This window comes from Natronomonas gomsonensis (genome assembly GCF_013391635.1).
Lineage (GTDB): Archaea > Halobacteriota > Halobacteria > Halobacteriales > Haloarculaceae > Natronomonas > Natronomonas gomsonensis_A.
Genome location: NZ_JACAWU010000001.1, coordinates 578,366 through 594,109 on the forward strand (window position 1 = coordinate 578,366; position 15,744 = coordinate 594,109).

The window sequence follows — 15,744 nt, forward strand, 5'->3', positions numbered from 1 at the left end:
GTCAGTGGGTTATCGCGTCTCGGGGTCGAACTCGGTACGTTCCGAGACGAGGTCTCGCGGCGAGTCGGCATCGACGTGGACGTCCGAGTAGGCCGCGCGGTAGCGCTGGAGTTTGCGATAGAGGATATAGAGGAACAGGCCGTCGTAGACGACGACGAACCCGAGGAACAACACCAGCACGGGAACGCCGGGGACGATGAGGCTGACGAGGACGGGGACGACGCCGACGAGGCTGTTGTACGTCGCATGAATGAACGCGGCGATGAGCAGTCCCTTGACGACGATGGGGCCGGCGTCGTCGGGGTTGAACTTCGCGAGACCGAGATAGTAGCCCGCAAACGCCGAGTAGATGACGTGACCCGGCCCGGCGAGGCCGCGGACGGCCGTAATCTGGCCACCGGCGTCGATGGTCTCGAAGAACTGACTCGCGAACCCGCCGGCGCTCTGGGCGAGTACCATCGCCGGCGTCTCGATGTTCTGGGTGATGTAGAGGACGTTCTCGATGGTGGCGAAGCCGAGGCCGGCGACGGCGCCGTACACCGCACCGTCGATGACCGAATCGAAGCGGTCGTCGCGGAAGGCGTACAGCCGCACCGCGAGCAGTTTCACCGTCTCCTCAATTGGACCGACGACGAGGAAATAAAAGAGGACGAACCCGACCAGCGGGAGCAGTTGGATGAACCCCAGCGCCGTGTTGACGAAGGCGGCGAAGCCGGCGAACAGAATCGAGAGGACGAACGTCGCCGCCAAAAGTGTCGCCGGTTCGTCGGTCGTGATGTCGGTGCGATAGACGTACAGCGCGAGCAGTCCGGCCGGGATGACCGAGAGCCCGATTAACCCGAGAATAAAGGGGTTGTCGATGATGAGGGCGCCGGCACCGCCGCCCAGAATGAGCACCAAGACGAGCAGGCCGAGTGCGACGAGCGACGCCCGGCCCGCCTTGAGCGCGCCGCGATACGTGCTTATCGCCAGTCGGTCCAGTCCCGTGCGTGGTTCCCACGACGCGATGTCGTAGAGGTCACGCGACTCGTCGGCGCGCTCCTCGACCGGGTCGTTCATACCACGACGTATTGGGGAACCGTCGTAACGTTTTGGCTCTTCGGCGGCGCCGACGAAAAGCCGGGACGCTTTCGGTCCCCGCCCTCGAAGCCGGGGTATGCACTTCGATCAGCGGACACAGCGGGCGCTTCGGGAGTTCGGTCTCTCTGCCGATGAGGTTCGCGAGGTCTCCGAGGCGGTCGTCGAGGCGACCGCCGAGGAGGCCGCGGCGCTCGAGGCGTTCTTCGAAGGTCTCGACACCGTTTACTCGGATATGGACCAGGCCCACTCGACTGCCGAGTTTCCCGAACACGGACTGGAGTACGTCGACTGTTACACCCACGCCGCCGACCTCCGCGGGTACGTGAAGTTCGAGGGCTGGGGCGTCCCCATCGAGGACGGACGGGTGTTGAGCGACGACGTCGTCGAGTTGTCGCTCGGGCCAACGGTCCACGACCGGGTGCGGTTCGCCGACGACCGCGACGACCTATGAGAGTCCGGGTCCGCGGCATCTACACGACCGCGCTGACCGAACTGCTCCGCGAGGAGTGGGCTGTCGTACAGGCCTCCCCACCCATCCGCGAGCGGTTCGATGCGGACTTCGAGACCGACCCGGCCGACGCCACGGTCCGGACGACCGACGACAGACAGGGCATCGGAGTCAGCGGCGACGGCGACGCCGTCGAAGCACTCCAAGAGCGGTTGCTCGGCGTCGGCCGCGATGCCTTCGCCTTCGACGACCCGGCACCGAAGGGTGCCGTCTTCCGGGGCGTCGTCACGGAGACGCTGGGCTCCGGTGCGGTCGTCGATTTGGGCGAAACGGAAGGATTTCTCCCGTACGACCGCACCGACGGCTACGTCGAGGAGGGCGACAGCTATCGCCTACAGGTCGCGCGTGCGGAACCGCCGTGGACCGACTCGCGGCCGTCGCTGGCGACGGACCTCCGGGTTCCCGGCGGTCTCGTCGAACTGCGGCGCGGCAGCGGCGGGTCGATGAGCGAGACAGCGCGGATGGCCGACCTGCTCCCGGTCGACCCGCCGGAGGGGTGGACGCCGCGGTGGTCCCGAACCGCCGACGACGCCTCACTGGAGGCGATGGGCGAGGCGCTACAGCGGGCGAGCGAGCGCGCCGAGACGGTGATGAAGGCGGTTGCGAACGCCGACAGCGACGAACCGGGGCGTATCGTCGCGCCCCGGGACGGCGCGTGGGTGTGGTTCGGTCGGGAGTGCCGCTTCGCCCTCGACGACCTCCGGTCGGCAGTCGAGACGACGATGCCCGGCCATCACCGCATCAAAGCCGGCGCAGACGACGCCAGCGCTGCGGTCGACTTCGCCGAAGCCGTCTGTGAGCCCTCGGGGGAGTTCCCCTTCGGCGTGACGACCCGACAGTTCGGCCCGCGTGAGGGCGACACCGTCGCCATCGGTCACGGCAAGCCGAGCGGTCGGACCATCGTGTTGGGTCGCGGCGAAGTGACCGACCTCGACAGCGAGGAAGGGTCGATTACCGTCGAACGGGAGATGACCGCCGGCGGCACGTACGACGCGTTGGGCGTCGAGCGCCGGTCGGGCGACGTGGCGACGACGACGTTCGTCGAGGGTCGGTGGTGGTACGCGACGGTGTATCGCGGCACCGATGGCGACCACCGCGGAACGTACGTCAACGTCTGTACGCCGGTCGAAATCTTCCCGGGAACGGTTCGGTACGTCGACTTGCACGTCGACGTGGTGAAACATCCGGACGGCGAGGTACGCCGCGTCGACGACGACGAACTCGACGAGGCGGTCGCCGCCGGAGAAGTGACCGAACCGCTCGCCGAGCGCGCCCGGCAGGTCGCGGGCTCCATCGAGAACGCGCTGTAGGCGTCACTCCCGGCGCAAGCGTCGGGCCACCGCCGCAGCGCCGACGCCGACGGCCCCTGCCAGCAAGCCCAGCCCCGACCCGTCGCCGGCCGTCTCGGGGGTGGGAGTGGCGTCGGGGTCGGCTGGGTCCGGGAACGTGTAGACGGCCGCCGCGGATTCGGGGTCGTCGGCGGAGGGGTCGCGCCAACTGCTGGCGACGACGCAGTCGGGGCCGCGCTGGGCGGTCCAGAACTGCGTCGTCTCCGTCTCTCGCCAGTGGGCCACCTCGCGGGGGTCGGCGGGGTCGCTCACGTCGTGGACGCGCACGCCGCCGCGGTACCACGAGGTGTAGAGGCGGTCGTCGACGAACTCGAAGTTGTGGGCAGTGGTCCAGACACCGCTGAAGGTGGCGTCTTCGGTCGGCAGCGCCTCGATTCGGGACAGTCGTTCGCCGGCCTCGGCGTCCCACAGTTCGACGCCGCCGAGTTCGCTGGTCGACGCGTTGGCATCGGTCGCCCACGCCTCCTCGTTGACCGCGAAGAGCCGTCCGTCGCCGCCGCGCTGTGGCATGGCGAAGTGGTCGTTGCCCGGCAGGGTGAGCAGCGCCTCCCGGCGGTCGCCCCTCGTCTCGATGTCGGCCTGTTCGGCCGGGTCGAGACCACGGACGTTCGTCACCGGGGTCGGGTCGGCGGGGTCGCTCACGTCGAGGAGCCACGTTCCGGCGTTCCACAGCGCACAGTAGGCGATGCCGTCTTCGACCCACACGTCGTGGAACTCCCGGAGACGGTGGTCGACCTCGCTCCACCGCTCCTCGGCATCGACGACCGACCAGCGACCCAGTTCCGTACCCGAGTCGATGTCGACGCAGACCAGCGGGTTCCCCTCGCCGTCGTTGCCACAGAGGAACAGCGTCTCGCCGTCGGTGTCGAGGTTGTGGTGGTAGAACTCCGTCTCGTGGGTGAGCACTTTCTCTGGGGATTCGGGGTCGGAGATATCGAAGACGACGGCGGCGTAGGGAACGCCGTTTCGGGGGTGGGCTGGGCCGGCGAGAGCGTAGTAGTCGCCCCCCAACTTCCCGTCCTGAATCCCCGCCATCGGACCGTCGGAGTGGTCGGCGAGGAGGCCGCGCCGTTCGGCCAGAACGACCGGGTCGGTGGGGTCGCTCACGTCGACGGTGGCGAAGCCGTCGGTCACCGCAACGTAGGCGACTCCGTCGTCGACGACGAGTTCCTTCGCACCCGGCAGTTCGAGACGGCCGAGCGGGTCGAATCCATCGGCGGCCGCGGCCGACGCGGAGAATCCGCCGAACAACCCCGTCGCTGTCAGCACCGACCCGCCGGCACGAAGCGCCTCACGTCGTCGCATTGCACGCCGTAGGGCCGTCGGCAGCGTATGGGTTTCGGCCGCCACCGAAGCTAAGTTCTGGTAGTTGGTAGCAATACACATGGACGAACCGAACCTCACGGAGACGGAACTGCACGCCATCCACAGCGTCGAGTTGGGTCTGGAGTGGCTCCACCGCGCCCACGGCGCGCTCGTGGCGTTTCACCACAAGACGGGCCACGCGATGGACCACCTCGCGGCCGCGGAGGAGGCCTTTCGGGAGGCAGGCCACGACGACCTCGCCGATACCCTCCGCGACGAGTTGCTGCCGCGCGGCGTCGTCCCCCGCGAGGACGGACCGGGACGGTGGACGTACGAGGTGTTGGAGGCGTTCGAGACGGGCGTGTACGCCGACGCGCGGGCGTTCGAAGGCGAGGCACGGGCGTCGGTGACCGATGGCGTCCGCCACGCCGCCGAGCGCCGCCAGCAGAAACGATGGCGCTCCCGCGCCGAGAAGTTCTGAGGGTGCCGCCCCGACAGGTACGCGCCGGTACGCTCGGCGACAGCGTCGTTCACGAGAACCGAAGTCCGACAGCGGCGAGAACGTCGAAATCGACGGCAAATGGCTGCCGGAAACCGTCCGAATGCCCGCAGACAGGACCCGAAATGCACCATAGATTGATACGTTTTAGGCTGAAAGAAACACCGGATGGACCCGCCGTTGGATGACCGAGGTCAGCTGCTCGTCGTCGTTGCGCTGCTCGTCGCGGCGACGTTCGTCGCGCTCGCACTCGTTCTCAACTCCGCAATCTTCGCCGAGAACCTCTCCTCGCGGGAGACGACAGATTCGGAGGCCGCCACCGCCTACGCCGCCGACGCGAATCGAACGGTAGCCCAGGCGGCCACCCGGACCGCCGACGCGGAGGTCGCGACCGCCGACGGCGCCCGCGCGGTGTTCGACGGCATCGTCGACGACTGGGCGCGGAGTCGGTCGGCCACCGCGGCCGAACGGGGAGCGTCGGCCGACCTCCAGCGGACGGCCCACGTCGGGTGGCGACTCGAACAGGCCGCCGACCGCGAGTACATGCCGGAAAGCGAGACGACGACGGCCGACTGGACCGTCGCCGAGGACGCATCAAACGTCTCGACGATGCGGTTCGAGGCCGACACCTCGAGTCTCTACGACGCCACGCTGTCGTTCAACGACACCGACGAGCGGGCGTTCCGGGTCGTCGTCGACGACGGCACCGACACCTGGACGATGTACCTGTTCCGCGAGGGCGGAACCGACGACCGGTTTGTCGTCCACGTCGGCGACCCGAGCGGCTTCGACGACCTCACGGATTTGCTCAATAGTTCCTCAAGTTGCGACGTGGTCGCCGACCGGGCAGCGGTCGACCTGCGGGACCACACGCTCGCCGGCAACGGTTGCCCGGCGCTGGATTTCGCCGACGACCTCGACGGTCCGGTCTCGATTCGATACGAGAACGCATACAATTCGACGCTCGACGAGAGTCGCATCGTCGGCAGCTACGACATCGTCGTCAACGGCACCGTCGCCACGAACGCCACCGGCCACCCCCAAAACTTCACGGCGCCCGGCGGAACCGACCCGACCGCACAGGCGGTCGTCTACAGCGTGAACTACCGGACGGTCTACGAGCGCGAGGAGATTCGGAACGTCCGAAACGGGCGGTATGCACCGCGGGAAGAGGCGTACCCCTAGCCGCACTCGACCGGTGACGTAGCCGCAACCGACAGGGTTTCACCCCGCCAGTTCGTGCCTTTTCGCAATGACCGACGACATCGTCGTCCGTGGTGCCTCCGAGCACAACCTGAAGGACATCGACGTGTCCATCCCCCGCGAGGAGTTCACCGTCGTCACCGGCCTCTCGGGGTCGGGGAAGTCGTCGCTCGCCTTCGAAACCGTCTACGCCGAGGGCCAGCGCCGCTACATCGAATCGCTGTCCGCGTACGCCCGCAACTTCCTCGGCCAGATGGACAAACCGCAGGTCGAGAACGTCGAGGGACTGTCGCCCGCCATCTCCATCGACCAGAAGAACGCCGCCAACAACCCCCGTTCGACGGTCGGCACCGTCACCGAACTCCACGACTACCTCCGCCTTCTCTATGCGCGCGTCGGCACGCCCCACTGTCCCGAGTGCGGCCGTGAGGTCGGCGAACAGTCCGCCCAGCAGATGGTTCGGCGGCTGCTGGAGTTGCCCGAAGGCACGCGTGCGAAGTTGTGTGCGCCGGTCGTCCGCGACCAGAAGGGCGCCTTCGAGGACCTCTTCGACGAACTCGTCGCCGAGGGCTACACCCGCATCGAGGTCGACGGCGAGGAGTACGACCTCTCGGTCGAGCGGCCGGACCTCGACGAGAACTACGACCACACCGTCGACGTGGTCGTCGACCGCGTGAAACTGAGCGACGACGCTCGCTCCCGGGTCACCGACTCCGTCGAGACGGCCCTGGAGGAGGCCGACGGCCTGCTGAAAGTCGTGCTTCCTGACCCGCCGGAAGGCGTCGATGTCGGCTCCGAGACTCGAAGCACCGGCGACCTCGCAGGAGACGGCGACGACCGCCTCGTCGTCGAGTTTTCCGAGGAGTTGGCCTGCACCCACTGCGGCATCGACCTCCCGGAAATCGAGACGCGCTCGTTCTCGTTCAACTCCCCGCACGGCGCCTGCCCGGACTGTGAGGGCATCGGCGAGACGAAGGAGGTCGACGAGGAACTCGTCGTCAAAGACCCCTCGAAACCCATCAAGGACGTCTTCGAGCCCTGGAGCTACAACCGCTCGTACTACCGGACGCGCCTCGACAGCGTCGCCGCCCACTTCGGCGTGAGCGTCGACACGCCGTTCGAGGAACTCGATGAGGACGTACGGCGGCAGTTCCTCTACGGCACCGACGAGGAGGTCGTCTTCGAGCGGCAGACGAAAAACGGCACCCGACGGAAGGAGAAGCGCTTCGAGGGAGTCATCCCGAACCTCGACCGCCGCTACATCGAGACGGACTCGGAGGGAACCCGCGAGCACATCGAGAAGTACATGGCGACGACGACGTGTCCGGCCTGCGACGGGACGCGTCTGAAACCCGAATCCCGGGCCGTCCTCGTCGACGGCACCTCGATTACGGAAGTCAACCGGCTGTCCATCGGCGACGCCCTGGAACACTTCGAGAGCCTCAACGCGAACCTCGATTCGCGGGAGCAGAAAATCGCCGAGGAGATTCTCAAGGAGATTCGCGAACGCCTCGGCTTCATGGACGAGGTCGGCCTCGAGTACCTGACGCTCGACCGGGAGGCCTCGACGCTGTCGGGCGGCGAGAGCCAGCGCATCCGGCTTGCGACACAGGTCGGCTCCGGACTGGTCGGCGTGCTGTACGTACTCGACGAACCCTCAATCGGCCTCCATCAGCGGGACAACGACAAACTGCTGGACACGCTCGAAGGCCTCCGCGATTTGGGCAACACGCTCGTCGTCGTCGAACACGACGAGGAGACGATGTGGCGCGCCGACAACGTCATCGACATGGGGCCGGGCCCCGGCAAACGGGGCGGCGAAGTCGTCGCGAACGGCGACGTAGAGGACGTGATGGCCGCCGACCGCTCGGTCACCGGCGACTACCTCGCCGGCCGGCGGTCGATTCCGGTTCCGGAAGAGCGCCGAGAGGCCGACGGCTACCTCACCGTCCGAGGCGCGCGCCAGCACAACCTCCGTGACCTCGACGTATCCTTCCCGTTGGGGTGCTTTACGGCGATTACGGGCGTCTCCGGGTCGGGGAAGTCGACGCTGCTCCACGAAATCCTCTACAAGGGCCTGGTCCGGCGGATGAACGACACCGACGTGAACCCCGGCGACCACGACGACATCGAGGGCATCGACCAAATCGAGACGGTTCGGCTCATCGACCAGTCGCCCATCGGCCGGACACCCCGCTCGAATCCGGCGACGTACACCGGCGTCTTCGACCACATCCGAGAGTTGTTCGCGGAGACGAAACTGTCGAAACAGCGCGGCTACAAGAAGGGCCGCTTCTCGTTCAACGTCAAGGGCGGCCGCTGTGAGTCCTGTGGCGGGCAGGGCACCGTCAAGATTGACATGAACTTCCTCTCGGACGTGTACGTCCCCTGCGAGGAGTGCGACGGGGCCCGCTACAACGACGAGACGCTGGAGGTTACCTACAAGGACGCCACCATCTCGGACGTACTCGACATGGAGGTCGACGAGGCCTACGACTTCTTCGAGGGCCACCCCGGCATCCGCCGACGCCTCCAACTCCTGAAGGACGTGGGGTTGGGCTACATGCGCCTCGGCCAGCCGTCGACGACGCTGTCGGGTGGGGAAGCCCAGCGCGTGAAACTCGCCGAGGAACTCGGCAAGAAGGACTCCGGCGAGGCGCTGTACCTGCTGGACGAGCCGACGACGGGCCTCCACAGCGAGGACGAACGAAAGCTCATCGAGGTGCTGCATCGACTCACCGACGACGGCAACACGGTCGTCGTCGTCGAACACGAACTCGACCTCGTGAAGAACGCCGACAACATCGTCGACCTGGGACCGGAGGGCGGCGAGAAGGGCGGCGACCTCGTCGCCGAGGGAACCCCCGAATCGGTCGCACGCGTCGAGGACTCCCACACCGGTCGGTACCTCCGCGACCACCTGCCCGCGGTCGAGTTGGACGGGCCACGCGCCGGTCGCTCGCCCGCAGCCGGCGACGACTGAGCGCCGGCCCCCCGCGTTCCTACGTGGGTTCAAGTGTCGTCGTCCCCTACACTAGAGCATGTCCGACAGCGCCGCCCGCGAACTCGGCCGCAAGAGCACCGGCCTCCCGACGTGGGCGACCGCTGTGCTGCTCGCCACTCTCGCGGTCGGAGGGGCCGTTTGGCTCGACATCATCGAGTTCGACCCGCTCGTCGTCGCCGGCCTCGCGCTGCTCGTCATCGCCATCGCTGCCGTCGCCAGTGCGGTCGAAATCGTCGAGGCCTACGAGAAGCGCGCCCTGACGGTGTTCGGCGAGTTTCGCGAACTGCTCGAACCCGGCCTCCACGTCGTCCCACCGTTCGTCTCCCGGACGTACCGCTTCGACATGCGGACCCAGACGCTCGACGTGCCGCGACAGGAGGCCATCACGCAGGACAACTCGCCGGTCACCGCCGACGCCGTCGTCTACATTCGGGTGATGGACGCGAAACGGGCGTTCCTCGAAGTCGAAGATTACGAGCGTGCGACCTCGAACCTCGCCCAGACGACGCTCCGGGCGGCGCTGGGCGATATGGAACTCGACGAGACGCTGTCGAACCGCGCGCGCATCAACACCCGCATCCGGCGGGAACTAGAGGGGCCGACCGACGAGTGGGGCGTCCGCGTCGAGGCCGTCGAGGTCCGGGAGGTCAACCCCTCGCCGAAGGTCCAGGGCGCGATGGAACAGCAGACCGCCGCCGAGCGGCGACGACGGGCGATGATTCTGGAAGCCCAGGGCAATCGACGTTCGGCCATCGAGCGCGCCGAGGGTGACAAGACCGCGAACATCCTCGAAGCTCAGGGCGAAAAGCAGTCCCAGATTCTGGAGGCCCAGGGTGAGGCCATCTCGACCGTGCTGCGGGCGAAATCCGCCGAATCGATGGGCGAACGCGCCATCGTCGAACGCGGGATGGAGACGTTGGAAAAGATCGGTACCGGCGAGTCGACGACGTTCGTCCTGCCACAGGAGATGACCTCGCTTCTGAGTCGCTACGGTCGACACCTCTCCGAGAGCGTCGACGACGGCGGGACGAACCTCCAGTCGCTCGATTTCGACGCCGAGACGCGGGAGTTACTCGGCATCGACGACATCGAGGAACTCGCCGCCGGCGACGGCGACGTGGAGTACGACATCGAGAGTGCGGACGTCGAGAGCGCCGACATCGAAAGCGAGGACCTCGAACTGGACGAAAGCGTCGAGTGAGGGCGGACCGGCCGTCTTCACAGCGCCGACCGAATCTTCTCTGCGACCTCCGTTCCATCTCCTTCGGTCAGCTCTCCAGCCGGCCAACTGACTTCCACGTCGTCGTTCTCGTAGCGCGGCAGCACGTGGACGTGGGCGTGGAACACCTCCTGTCCGGCGGCTTCGCCGTTGGCCTGCAGGAGGTTCAGGCCGTCGAGGTCGAACGCCGTCTCGACCGCTTCGGCGACCGCTCGGGCGCTCCGGAACGTGTCGGCGACGAGGTCGCCGTCCATCTCGGTCAGCGTCTCGCGGTGGGGTTTCGGTACCACGAGCGCGTGACCGGGGTTCAGCGGCTCGATATCGAGGAAGGCGAGCGTGCGGTCGGTCTCGTGGAGTCGGTAGGCGGGCGCGTCACCGGCGACGATATCACAGAAGACGCAATCGGTCATACCGCCGACTGCGTGGGGCACCACCAAATGTGCTGTGTCGAGGGGAACAACCCCACCAGCGCGAATAGAAAGTAGAATTTATCTAAAACAAGCAAAATTGTTTTACCTGCGCCTGCAGTTGTAGCCCTATGGCACGCGTAGCGCTTCCACACGACGCGAAGGCGGGGCCGACGAAGCCGGAGGTCCGGTCGGTGACCCTCGGGAAACTGGAGTTGGGCCCGACCGACCACTTCGTCGAGGTCGGCTCCTGTACCGGCGCGGTGACAGTCGAAGCCGCCCGGCAGGCCGGCCGAGTGACCGCGATAGAGCGGAAACCGAAACGGCTGGAGACGACCGAAAAGAACCTCGCGGCCAACGGAATCGACGGCGTCGAACTGGTCGAAAGGGAGGCCCCCGAGGGGTTGCCCGAGGACGCCGACGCCCTGTTTCTGGGTGGGTCGCGGAACTACGAGGAAGTCCTCGATTTCGCCGCCGAGACCGGAATCGACCGGGTCGTGATGAACGTCTCGCGGCTCGAAATCGCCGGCGACGCCGTCCGGGCGTTCCGCGAACGGGACCTCTTCGAGGAGGTCCTGCAGGTGCAGGTGTCGACGGGCTACGAACTCGCCGGTGCGACGAGTTTCGACTCGAACAACCCGGTGTACGTCATCGTCGGAGGGTCGGAATGACGCTGTACGGCATCGGGTTGGGACCCGGCGACGCCGGGCTGATTACGGTCCGAGGTCGGGAACTGCTGGAGTCAGCCGACGTGGTGTACACCCCCGGTCGGCTCTCCCGCAACGTCGCATGCGAGTACGTCGCCGAATCCCAGCTCGGCGACCTGGACTTTCCGATGACACGCGACGAAGACGAACTCCGGCGAGCCTGGAAGGCCGCCGCCGAGGAGGTCGCACCACGCGCCGAGGACGGAACCGCGGCGTTCGTCACGCTGGGCGACCCCAACGTCTACTCGACGTTCGGCCACCTGCGCCGAACCCTAAAGCGGTTCCACCCCGACGTCGACCTCGAAGTCGTTCCGGGCGTCTCGACGGTGACGGCGTTCGCGACGGCGCTCGACGTCGAAATCACGGCCGGGTCGGACCTCGTGTTGCGGGAGGCCGCAAACGGTGCCGCCCCCGTCGGTCCCGACCGACTCGTGTTGTTCAAGGTGACCGACGTGCCCGCGACCCACGAGAAGCTCCTCGAGGCCGGCTACGACGTGACCTACGGCCGGCGGCTGTTCATGGACGGCCACGAATCGGTAGTGACTGACGACACCGACCGACTGGCCGAACGCGACTACTACACCGTCGCCTACGCCGAGAAGCCGGGCGCCGGCGAGGAGCCGGCGACCGCCGCGTTCGGTCGAGAGACGACCGCCGACGGCGGTGTCCACCGAGAAGAAATCGCCACGGCGGAATCGGTGGGGGAGGAAATCCACGATGACTGACGACACCGACCCCCAACGCGCCATCGACGCCGAGCGCGAGAAACACGCCCACGAACGCGACGCCCGCGTCTACGACCACACCGCGGGCGACGAACAGGAGGGCATCCCCTTCGTCGGCGCCGGACCGGGCGACCCCCGGCTTCTGACCGTCGCCGGCAAGGAAGCGCTCGAATCGGCCGACCTCGTGGTCCACGCCGGCTCGTTGGTCAACAGCGAACTGCTGGAGGCGTACTGTGCGGACGCCGAGTTAGTCAACAGCGTCGGCAAGGACCTCGAAGAGCTGATTCCCCTCATGCGTGACGCCCACGAGGACGGACGCGAGGTCGTCCGCCTCCACTCGGGGGACCCCGCGATTTACGGCGCCGCCTTAGAGCAGATGGACGCCTTGGAACACGAGGACGTTCCCACCTACCTCGTTCCGGGCGTCACCTCGGCGTTCGCCGCCAGCGCGACCCTCCGGACGCAGTTGACGCTCAACGAGACGGCCAACCACGTCGCATTCACCAGACCACAGGGAAAGACGCTGGACCCCGAAGACGACCACATCGCGGAGTTCGTCGAGATGGGCGACGTGACGACCTGTATCTACCTCGGGACCCACGCCGTCGGCGATACGATGGACCGCCTGCTGGAGGACGGCGTCGACCCCGAGACACCCGTCACGGTGGTGTACCACGCCTCCTGGCCCGACGAGGACGTAATCGAGGGCACCGTCGCCGACATCGGCGAGAAACTGGCCGAGGCGGGCTACCGCGCCTCGGCGATGGTGCTCGTCGGCGAGGCGGCCGCGGGCGCCGGCTACGAGCGGTCGTACCTGTACGGCGACTGGGCGAACCGGAGCGAAAACGACGCGAGCGACACCGCGGAGAGCGACGACTGACATGAGCACCGACAACGACACCGACAGCAGCGACGGCGGGAAGGCGAGCGAAGCGAGCCGACCCTCGTCGGACGATGCGTCCGACGGCGGCCACTGCTCGACACCCGACTCCGACGGCGAAGTCGCAGAGGAGATCGCCATCGTCAGTTTCGAGCGGAAACTGCCGGTCGCGGAGGACATCAAGGAGGAACTGGCCGACGACTACGACGCCATCGACATCATCGAGTATCACGGCGATGTGTTCGAAGAGCACTGGGGCGCCTACGACTGCTTCGTCGGCCTGATGGCCTCCGGCATCGCGATGCGGAAGACAGCACACCTTCTCGACGACAAGTGGGACGACCCCGCACTCGTCGTCGTCGACGAGGCGTTGACGTGGGCCATCCCGATAACGGGCGGCCACCACGGTGCCAATCAGGTCGCCTACGACCTCTCGAAGATGGGCGCCGTCCCGGCGATGACCACCGCCTCGGAAGCGGCGGGCAAACAGGGCATCGAGTCGAAGGCCAAAGCCCTCGACGCCCACGTCGTCAACGGCGATTCGACGGTGGCGACGAACCTCGCGGTGTTGAACGACGACATCGAGGCGGTCGAACGCCTCGACGGCCCCCGAGCAGTCCTCGTGGGCGACGACGTGACCGTCATGAAACGCAACGACGACGGCGTCGTTCTTGGAACCGGCACCGTCGACGGCGTGAAGAAAGAGCAGGTGCTGGACGCGTGGGAGGCCGCGCTTTCTGACCTCGACCTTGACTTCTCGGACGTCGAGTTCGTCGCCACCGCCACCCGAAAGGAGGGCGAGGAAGGGCTCTACGAGGCCGCCCAGGAGATAGGCGCCGGCGTCGTTCTGTTCGAGAAGGAGACGCTGTTGGAGTTCGAGGGGCCGACCCCATCGCGAGCGAAGGAACTCATCGGCTGGCCTGGCATCGCCGAGGCGTCGGCGATTGCCGGCGGCCGCGAACACGAACTGGCGCGCGAAAAGGAGCGCTTCGACGAGGCCGTGACCGTGGCGGTGGGTCGGTGATGGCGGGGAAAACGAACGCAGACACCGACGAGTACGGCACGCTGTACGTCGTCGGCATCGGCCCGGGCCTGCCGCACGCGATGACACAGCGGGCCCGCGACGTGATTCGAACCGCCGACTGCGTCATCGCCTCGAACCTCTATCAGGAGTTCCTCCGGCAGGACGGAACGATTCCGCCGGAGGCGGCGACCGATGGCGGGGCCGCCACCACGCCAACCGGCGACGAACAGGAAATCGTTCGCTCGTCGATGGGCCAACAGGTCGAATTGACCCAAGAGGCCTTCGAACGCGTCCGAGACGGACAGGACGTAGCCCACGTCTCCGGCGGCGACCCGAACGTCTACGGGAAGTCCGATTTGGTCTTCCTGATGGCCGAAGAGGAGGAGGCGTACGACGTTCCAATCGAAATCGTCCCCGGCGTGACCGCGGCGCTCGGCGGCGCGGCGAACCTCGGCGCGCCACTGAGTAACGACTTCTGTACGGTCTCGCTGTCCGATAAGTGGCGGGGCTGGGATGAAATCGCCGAGAAACTCCGGGCCGCCGCGATTTCGGGGTTCGTCATCGTCCTGTACAACTGCTGGCGCGACTACGTGCGGGCCATCGAAGTCGTCCGCGAACAGCGAGCCGACGACGTGCCGGTCGCCATCTTCAACGACGCCGGCCGCGGCGAGGCCGGCCGCAACCTCGATGACGAGACCCACACCATCACGACACTCGGGGAGGCCACCCAATTCGACGAGCAGGTCGGCGGGATGGGCACCTCGATTCTCATCGGCACCCACGAGAGCCACGAGTGGCGCAACGACCACGGCGAGTACCTCGTGACGCCGCGCGGCGGCCGCGAGGTGGAGGACTTCTGACAATGAGCACCGACGACACTACGGATACGGCAGCAGCATCGGCGACGGAAACCGAATCGAAGTGTGGCGCTTCGAGCACCGACACCAGCACGGAGTCGAAGTGCGGTGCCTCGAAGACTGATTCCTCGCCGTCCTCGACGTGCGGCGCCTCCACGAACGACGAGAAGGAGGTCGGCGCCACCGTCGAGGACTTCGAGGGCGACCCCGGCCGACTGCTGGCAGTCGGTCTCGGCCCGGGCGAACCGGAGGGGATGACCGCCCGCGCGAAGGCGGCGCTGGCCGACGCCGAACACATCGTCGGCTACACGACCTACATCGACCTCCTGCCCGACGACATCACCGACCAAGCCGACGACATCTACTCGACGCCGATGTGCGGGGAAGTCTCCCGAACCGAGGAGGCCATCGACCGCGCGCTGGCTGGCAACGACGTGGCCATCGTCGGGTCGGGCGACCCGAACGTCTACGCGCTCGCGGGGTTGGCACTGGAAATCCTCGAATCGAAGGGCGGCACCGCCTCGGCGGTCGACTTCGAGGTCGTGCCGGGCGTCCCCGCAGCGCAGTCCTGTGGGGCGCGTCTCGGCGCCCCGCTGGTCAACGACACCGTCTCGGTGTCGCTGTCGGACCACCTCACGCCGATGGAAGACATCGAATCGCGTCTCCACGCCGTCGCCCCGGAGGGGTTCACCATCGCCATCTACAACCCCTGGAGCCGAAAGCGTCGGGAGAACTTCCAGCGCTGCTGTGAGATCCTGCTGGAGCACCGCGACCCCGAGACGCCGGTCGGCATCGTCCACGGCGCCTCCCGGGAGGACGAGGCGACCCGAATCACGGACCTCGGAACCCTCCCCGAACTCGGCGAGGAGGACATCGTCGACATGACGACGACCATCGTCGTCGGCAACGAGGAGACGTACGTGTGGGACGGCCGGATGGTCACCCCGCGCGGCTACGAGACGAAGTACGACTACTGA

General features: G+C 67.0%; 15 protein-coding genes. 12 read left to right on the forward strand and 3 right to left on the reverse strand.

Translation table 11 applies throughout. From position 1 onward, the window contains the following. Window positions 1-9: 9 nt before the first annotated feature. Window positions 10-1,059 (reverse strand): PrsW family intramembrane metalloprotease, encoded by a 1,050-nt coding sequence (locus HWX69_RS03175; RefSeq protein WP_178915664.1) that lies wholly within the window; start codon window positions 1,057-1,059, stop codon window positions 10-12. A gap of 97 nt (window positions 1,060-1,156) precedes the next feature. Between HWX69_RS03175 and HWX69_RS03180 the strand changes: the two genes are divergently transcribed. Both HWX69_RS03180 and HWX69_RS03185 read left to right on the forward strand, forming a co-directional pair. Continuing rightward, window positions 1,157-1,531: a DUF7532 family protein gene (locus tag HWX69_RS03180; protein WP_178915665.1), complete on the forward strand. Its 375-nt coding sequence runs from the start codon at window positions 1,157-1,159 to the stop codon at window positions 1,529-1,531. Next, on the forward strand, window positions 1,528-2,898 hold the full coding sequence (locus tag HWX69_RS03185; RefSeq protein ID WP_178915666.1) for a ribonuclease FAU-1 family protein: 1,371 nt from the start codon (window positions 1,528-1,530) through the stop codon (window positions 2,896-2,898). Before HWX69_RS03180 ends, HWX69_RS03185 begins: the two co-directional genes overlap by 4 nt. 3 nt (window positions 2,899-2,901) lie before the next feature. Here HWX69_RS03185 and HWX69_RS03190 read toward each other — a convergent pair whose 3' ends face one another. Next, the gene (locus tag HWX69_RS03190; RefSeq protein WP_178915667.1) at window positions 2,902-4,242 is read right to left on the reverse strand and encodes an LVIVD repeat-containing protein; all 1,341 of its coding nucleotides are present in this window, start codon (window positions 4,240-4,242) and stop codon (window positions 2,902-2,904) included. A gap of 79 nt (window positions 4,243-4,321) precedes the next feature. Here HWX69_RS03190 and HWX69_RS03195 point away from each other — a divergent pair, with 79 nt between their 5' ends. The 4 genes from HWX69_RS03195 to HWX69_RS03210 all read left to right on the forward strand — a co-directional run bounded on the left by HWX69_RS03195 (window position 4,322) and on the right by HWX69_RS03210 (window position 10,149). After that, window positions 4,322-4,723 carry a hypothetical protein gene (locus HWX69_RS03195; protein ID WP_178915668.1) on the forward strand — a complete coding sequence of 134 codons (402 nt, stop codon included), beginning with the start codon at window positions 4,322-4,324 and terminating at the stop codon, window positions 4,721-4,723. 186 nt (window positions 4,724-4,909) lie between these two features. Continuing rightward, a complete protein-coding gene (locus HWX69_RS03200) occupies window positions 4,910-5,926 on the forward strand; it encodes a hypothetical protein (RefSeq protein WP_178915669.1) in 1,017 nt (338 codons plus the stop codon). Window positions 5,927-5,993: 67 nt separating this feature from the next. Continuing rightward, window positions 5,994-8,927 carry an excinuclease ABC subunit UvrA gene (uvrA, locus tag HWX69_RS03205; RefSeq protein WP_178915670.1) on the forward strand — a complete coding sequence of 978 codons (2,934 nt, stop codon included), beginning with the start codon at window positions 5,994-5,996 and terminating at the stop codon, window positions 8,925-8,927. Window positions 8,928-8,985: 58 nt separating this feature from the next. After that, entirely contained in the window at window positions 8,986-10,149 is a 1,164-nt protein-coding gene (locus HWX69_RS03210; protein WP_178915671.1) for an SPFH domain-containing protein, read from the forward strand. Between the two features lie 17 nt (window positions 10,150-10,166). Here the strand turns inward: HWX69_RS03210 and HWX69_RS03215 are convergent, their stop codons facing one another. Further along, window positions 10,167-10,577, reverse strand: a complete 411-nt coding sequence (locus HWX69_RS03215) for an HIT family protein (protein ID WP_178915672.1) — start codon at window positions 10,575-10,577, stop codon at window positions 10,167-10,169. A 128-nt stretch (window positions 10,578-10,705) separates the two neighbouring features. On the opposite strand from HWX69_RS03215, the gene cbiT reads away from it, so the two are divergent. The 6 genes from cbiT to cobJ are packed head-to-tail and all read left to right on the forward strand — an operon-like array spanning window position 10,706 to window position 15,744. Beyond that, complete coding sequence (gene cbiT, locus HWX69_RS03220; protein WP_178915673.1) at window positions 10,706-11,245, forward strand: precorrin-6Y C5,15-methyltransferase (decarboxylating) subunit CbiT; 540 nt, start codon at window positions 10,706-10,708, stop codon at window positions 11,243-11,245. Then, on the forward strand, window positions 11,242-12,006 hold the full coding sequence (locus HWX69_RS03225) for a cobalt-factor II C(20)-methyltransferase (RefSeq protein WP_178915674.1): 765 nt from the start codon (window positions 11,242-11,244) through the stop codon (window positions 12,004-12,006). The genes cbiT and HWX69_RS03225 overlap by 4 nt, the downstream gene beginning before the upstream one ends. After that, window positions 11,999-12,886, forward strand: a complete 888-nt coding sequence (locus HWX69_RS03230; RefSeq protein ID WP_178915675.1) for a cobalt-precorrin-4/precorrin-4 C(11)-methyltransferase — start codon at window positions 11,999-12,001, stop codon at window positions 12,884-12,886. The genes HWX69_RS03225 and HWX69_RS03230 overlap by 8 nt, the downstream gene beginning before the upstream one ends. A gap of 1 nt (window position 12,887) precedes the next feature. Further along, window positions 12,888-13,910, forward strand: coding sequence for a cobalt-precorrin 5A hydrolase (gene cbiG / locus HWX69_RS03235; protein ID WP_178915676.1), 1,023 nt, complete (start codon window positions 12,888-12,890; stop codon window positions 13,908-13,910). Next, a complete protein-coding gene (locus HWX69_RS03240; protein WP_178915677.1) occupies window positions 13,910-14,770 on the forward strand; it encodes a precorrin-3B C(17)-methyltransferase in 861 nt (286 codons plus the stop codon). Before cbiG ends, HWX69_RS03240 begins: the two co-directional genes overlap by 1 nt. Before the next feature lie 2 nt (window positions 14,771-14,772). Then, the gene (gene cobJ / locus HWX69_RS03245; protein ID WP_178915678.1) at window positions 14,773-15,744 is read left to right on the forward strand and encodes a precorrin-3B C(17)-methyltransferase; all 972 of its coding nucleotides are present in this window, start codon (window positions 14,773-14,775) and stop codon (window positions 15,742-15,744) included.